Annotated in this window: 7 protein-coding genes; all 7 read left to right on the plus strand. The window is 31.6% G+C overall.

From position 1 onward, the window contains the following. Window positions 1-694: trigger factor (locus JG780_RS10615; RefSeq protein WP_463274149.1), on the plus strand; the 694-nt coding region annotated here is incomplete at its 5' end. After that, window positions 678-1,283 (plus strand): ATP-dependent Clp endopeptidase proteolytic subunit ClpP, encoded by a 606-nt coding sequence (gene clpP / locus JG780_RS10620; protein WP_004101502.1) that lies wholly within the window; start codon window positions 678-680, stop codon window positions 1,281-1,283. The genes JG780_RS10615 and clpP, both read left to right, overlap by 17 nt. Before the next feature lie 48 nt (window positions 1,284-1,331). Beyond that, window positions 1,332-2,090 (plus strand): YebC/PmpR family DNA-binding transcriptional regulator, encoded by a 759-nt coding sequence (locus tag JG780_RS10625; protein ID WP_012580086.1) that lies wholly within the window; start codon window positions 1,332-1,334, stop codon window positions 2,088-2,090. A 1-nt stretch (window position 2,091) separates the two neighbouring features. Then, window positions 2,092-2,811 carry a hypothetical protein gene (locus tag JG780_RS10630; RefSeq protein WP_004101513.1) on the plus strand — a complete coding sequence of 240 codons (720 nt, stop codon included), beginning with the start codon at window positions 2,092-2,094 and terminating at the stop codon, window positions 2,809-2,811. Next, complete coding sequence (locus JG780_RS10635; protein WP_463274150.1) at window positions 2,750-3,604, plus strand: CheR family methyltransferase; 855 nt, start codon at window positions 2,750-2,752, stop codon at window positions 3,602-3,604. Before JG780_RS10630 ends, JG780_RS10635 begins: the two co-directional genes overlap by 62 nt. Window positions 3,605-3,613: 9 nt before the next feature. Next, entirely contained in the window at window positions 3,614-4,162 is a 549-nt protein-coding gene (gene lspA, locus JG780_RS10640; RefSeq protein WP_287570612.1) for a signal peptidase II, read from the plus strand. Further along, a complete protein-coding gene (locus JG780_RS10645) occupies window positions 4,071-4,949 on the plus strand; it encodes an RluA family pseudouridine synthase (protein ID WP_287570614.1) in 879 nt (292 codons plus the stop codon). Before lspA ends, JG780_RS10645 begins: the two co-directional genes overlap by 92 nt. Window positions 4,950-5,099: the final 150 nt, after the last annotated feature.

Consider the following 5,099-nt stretch of genomic DNA (forward strand, 5'->3'; position numbering starts at 1 on the left):
CGATGTTGTTGAATTTGATAGAGAATTTCAAAAAGGTGAAGAAGAAAAAATAGTTTATAACTACAAAATAGAGATTTTAGATGTTTACAAGAGAATTCTTCCTGAACTTACCGATGAATTTGTAAAGAACAATTTGGCTGAAATGCATTTAGAAACACTTGATGAATTGAAAAATAAAATTTTAGAAGAAGGTACAAAAATATACGATGATGAAATAAAGCATTCAATTAGAGAGCAAATTCTTGCACAACTTCCAGAAGCAACAGAATTGTTTATTTCAGAAAAAACGATTGATTATGCAGTAAGATTGATTGTAAACAACATGAAAGAGGAAGGTAAATACGAAGAGTACGTAAAAAAATACGATAGTGAAGATAAGGCTAAAGAAGCAATTAGAGAATACTATGTTAGCGAATTGAAAAAGGAAGCAGCAATTGAAAAGATTGCTAAAGAATACAATATTGAAAGAAAAGCAACTGATGAAGAGCTTGAAAAGTATGCAGAAATTCTTGCTCCATATTGGGGTATTAGTGTTGAAAGAGCTAAAGTATTAGTTAAAGAAAGAGCAGAAGTAAGAAATGAAGTAGAAAATATGATTTTTGTTGATAAGGTTTTAGATAAGATTTCAGAAAATGTTGAGAGGGAAATTGTTGATATAAACAAAGAAGGTGGCGAGGATGAAGGAAATAATTAATCAGTACGTTCCAATGGTTGTTGAAAGCAACGGAAAATATGAAAGAGCATACGATATATACTCAAGACTTCTTAAAGATAGAATAGTATTTTTAGGAAGTGCAATAGATGATCATGTTGCTAATTTAGTTGTAGCCCAGCTTTTGTTTTTAGAAGCGGAAGATCCTGATAAAGATATTCAGCTTTATATAAATTCACCTGGTGGTTCTGTAAGTGCAGGGCTTGCTATATATGATACTATGCAGTATATAAAATGTGATGTTGCTACAATTTGTATAGGGCAAGCAGCATCTATGGGAGCAGTTTTGCTTGCTGGAGGTACAAAAGGAAAGAGATTTTCTTTGCCTAATAGTAGAATAATGATTCATCAACCACTTGGTGGAGCAGAAGGTCCTGCAAAAGATGTGGAGATAATGACAAAAGAGCTATTAAGAATAAAAAATAAAATTAATGAGATATTAAGTTTTCATACAGGTCAACCAATCGAAAGAATTGAAAAAGACACAGATAGAGACTTTTTTATGACACCTGAGGAAGCTTTAGAATACGGTTTGATAGATAAGGTTATAAAACCGGAAGATAGAAAATGATTTATGGTATAATGTAGATGATAAGGATTTTTTGAAGGAGGTAAAAAAATGTCAGGTCACAACAAGTGGGCAAATATTAAGCACAGAAAAGCTGCCCAAGATGCGAAAAAATCAAAGATTTTTACAAAGTTGATTAGGGAAATTATAGTTGCTGCTAAAGAAGGTGGGGGAGATCCAGAAACAAACCCAAGATTAAGGGCAGTCTTAGAAAGAGCAAGAGCAGCAAATATGCCTAAAGATACAATTGAAAAGTCAATTAAGAAAGGTACCGGAGAATTAGAAGGTGTAGACTATCAAGAAATCATATATGAGGCATATGCTCCAGCTGGAGTGGCACTTTACATTTATGCAATGACAGATAATAAAAATAGAACTGCTCAAGAGTTGAGACACCTTTTAAGTAAACACGGTGGTTCATTAGCAGAAAGTGGTTCAGTTGCATGGCTATTTGAAAGAAAAGGAATCATTGAAATTCCAAAAGAGAAAATTGCTGATTTTGAGGAATTTGCAATGGTTGCAATCGATGCTGGTGCAGAAGACATAATTGAAGATGATCCAATTCAAGTTATTACAGCTCCAGATATGTTAACTGAAGTAAAGGATAAATTAGCAGAAAACGGTTTTGAAGGTGAGGCAAAAGTAACATTTATTCCAAAAAATACCGTTAAAGTAACAGGGGCAGATGCTGAAAAAGTATTGAAATTGGTTAGTGTTCTTGAAGATAATGATGATGTACAGGAAGTATATGCAAACTTTGAAATTGATGATAAAGAACTTGAAGAAATAATGTCAAAACTAGAAGGATAAGATGAAAAAAGTTGTAATATTTTTCTTTTTATTTCCTCTAACAATTTTTTCAAATATTTTAGGTTTTTGGGTTGATCCATTTAATGCATTATATGGATTTAGTATAAGTCAAAATATAGAATTTTGGAATATAAAAGCCCTGCTTCGTTATGATTTGCCTGTTAATTGGGAGCAGGGCTTTCCATTATTGAGACCAGAACAATTAGATATAAATTTTGAATTATATTCTGAAACATACTCGGTTGAGTATGGTTATTTTCATAAGAAGATACCATTTTATGTAAGTGTAAATCCTTATGAAAAAAATTTAAATATTGTTTGGGGATTTACTGGATTTTATGGCAATTATAGTTACTTTAATAGCGATATTTTTGATTTTATATTTAACGAAGATATGTACGGATTTGCATTAAAATATAATGATTATAGATTCTTTTTCGAAAATAGTACAGAAAATATTTTGGGGTTTGAATATAATGGTATAGTTGTTTATTTCGATAGATTTGGTTTAGAATTTGCATTAAATATTAACAATGAAAATATGGGATTTTATTTTGTACCGGTTAATGGAAATTTTGGTTTTGTTTTAAAAGATAATGAAAATTTTTTGTTTTTAAACGATGATGAGGTAAGTTTTAATTGGAAATGGGGTGAAATATATGTCGTTGGAGGATTTCAAAAAGAAAAGAGACAGTTTTCAATTGAATTCTCTATCTGGTAATACACAAGAATTTTCAATGGAAGAATTTAACTGGTTTTTAGAAGTTGTGAAAAAAGATTTCAATTTTGATCTTACAGGTTATAAGCCCCATAGAGTTAAAAGAAGAATAGAGATGTTAATAAGAAAGTATGGTTTAAAGTCATACAAAGAGTATTATGAGCTTATAAAAAAAGATGAAAAAAAGAAAGATGAATTTTTTGATAGGATGACTATAAATGTTACTGAATTTTTTAGAAATCCAGAAAAATGGTGGGAACTTAGAGATAAGTTTATACCTCAACTTTTAAAGGAAAGTGGCTCAAAGTTTAAAGCTTGGAGTGCAGGATGTTCAACAGGGGAAGAACCATACTCTCTTGCAATACTTCTTGAAGAACTAAAGGCACCATCTAGTGCAAAAGTTCATGCAACAGATATTGACATCGGTGTTCTTACTAAGGCAAGAATGGGTGAATATGAGGAAAGATCATTTGTAAGTACTCCGCCACAATATTTAAAAAAATACTTCGAAGTAACAAGTAGAGGAACATACAGGGTAAAACAAAATGTGAAAAATAGAGTGATTTTTAAAAGGCACAATCTTCTCCAAGATAGATTTGAAACTGGATATGATTTGATTCTTTGTAGGAACGTTGTTATATATTTTGAAATGGAGACAAAAATGGAATTGTATGAAAAATTTGCAAAAGCTCTTAGACCGGGTGGAATATTATTTATTGGAAATACAGAAAGAATTTTTAATTACAGACAACTTGGATTTGAAGTGGCATCACCATTTATATACAGAAAACTGTGAGGTGGTTTTTTGTTCTGGCTTACTCTTGCTTTTGTTATTGATCAAATTACAAAATATATTGCAACAGAATATTGGAGATTTAATCCAACGCGGCTTTTTAACTTTTTTTATTTAACTTATGCAACAAACAAAGGTGTAGCATTTGGTTTATTTTCCAACTCTAAGGAAATAGTTATTTATTTAACGCTAGCAATTATTATTGGTCTTTCAATTATACCGCTTTTTAAAAGGTTAAATTTTTGGACAAATATGTTTTTGGGATTTATTATAGGAGGAGCGCTTGGCAACGTTGTTGATAGAATAAGATTTGGTTATGTTGTAGATTTTATAACCATGCCTTACTGGCCTACTATTTATAATTTAGCAGATTTTTTTATTTTAGTTGGTGGAATTGGTATAGGATTAGTACTTCTTTGGAGGAGAGATGTTGGAGATCAACGTAACAGCGAGAGAGAAAGGTTGGAGATTGGACAAATTCGTTCTGGAGAAAGCACCGAGTTGGATTTCAAGGACGTACATTCAGAAAGCGATAAAGAGTGGGGAGATAAGAGTCAATGATGAAATAAGAAAGCCAAGTTATAAATTAAAGCTTGGCGACGTTGTTTTTTTGGAATTTCCAGAAAAGCCTAAGGAAGTAGAAATTTTACCTGAAAATATTCCGCTGGATATTTTATATGAAGATAAAGATATTGTTGTTGTAAACAAAAGTGCGGGAATGATAACTCATCCGACTCCATCTTTTACATCTGGTACACTTGTAAATGCATTAATGTATCATTGCAAAGATTTTCAAGGAATAAGTGGAGAGTTGAGACCTGGAATAGTACATCGTCTTGATAAAGATACAAGCGGAGTTATCGTAGTTGCAAAAAATGATAAGGCTCATCAGAGTTTATCAAAGCAATTTAAAGATCGAGTAACCGAGAAAGTTTATGCGGCAATTGTAAAAGGTATAGTAAAAAAAGATTATGGAACTATAGAAGTTCCGGTTGGAAGAAATCCGGTTGTAAGAACAAAAATGGCCGCAGTTGATTGGGGTAAAAATGCACTTACATATTTTAAGGTTTTAAGAAGATTTAAAGATGCAACACTTGTTTTTGCATACCCTAAAACTGGAAGAACACATCAAATAAGGATACATATGAAATACATAGGTCATCCATTATTAGGTGATGAATTATACGGCAGTGGAAAAAAAGATGAAATTTATGGCGCTACAAGGCAGATGCTTCATGCGTTAAGACTTTCTTTTTATCATCCCACAACAGAAGAAAAAATGACATTTGTAGCTCCTCTTCCAGAAGATTTTAAAAGAGTTTTAAAGATTTTATCTGAAATTTATTGATTTTTATTGATAAAGTGCTATAATTAGACTATAAAGGCATTAAATGCCTTACAGACTGTTGACAAACTCCCGCTTCTAGTAGTAAAATTAGACTAGAAGCGGGTTTTATTCATTTTGTTGGCATTTTTTAGAAAAGATGGGGGGATAAGA

Origin of the sequence: Thermosipho sp. (in: thermotogales) (assembly GCF_020054775.1) — a bacterium.
In the GTDB taxonomy this organism is placed as follows: Bacteria; Thermotogota; Thermotogae; order Thermotogales; family Fervidobacteriaceae; genus Thermosipho; species Thermosipho africanus.

Bases quoted from the DNA above. Each gene is read 5' to 3' on its own strand.
- clpP (WP_004101502.1), top strand. From the start codon at position 678: ATGAAGGAAATAATTAATCAGTACGTTCCAATGGTTGTTGAAAGCAAC.
- JG780_RS10625 (WP_012580086.1), top strand. From the start codon at position 1,332: ATGTCAGGTCACAACAAGTGGGCAAATATTAAGCACAGAAAAGCTGCC.
- JG780_RS10630 (WP_004101513.1), top strand. From the start codon at position 2,092: ATGAAAAAAGTTGTAATATTTTTCTTTTTATTTCCTCTAACAATTTTT.
- JG780_RS10635 (WP_463274150.1), top strand. From the start codon at position 2,750: ATGTCGTTGGAGGATTTCAAAAAGAAAAGAGACAGTTTTCAATTGAAT.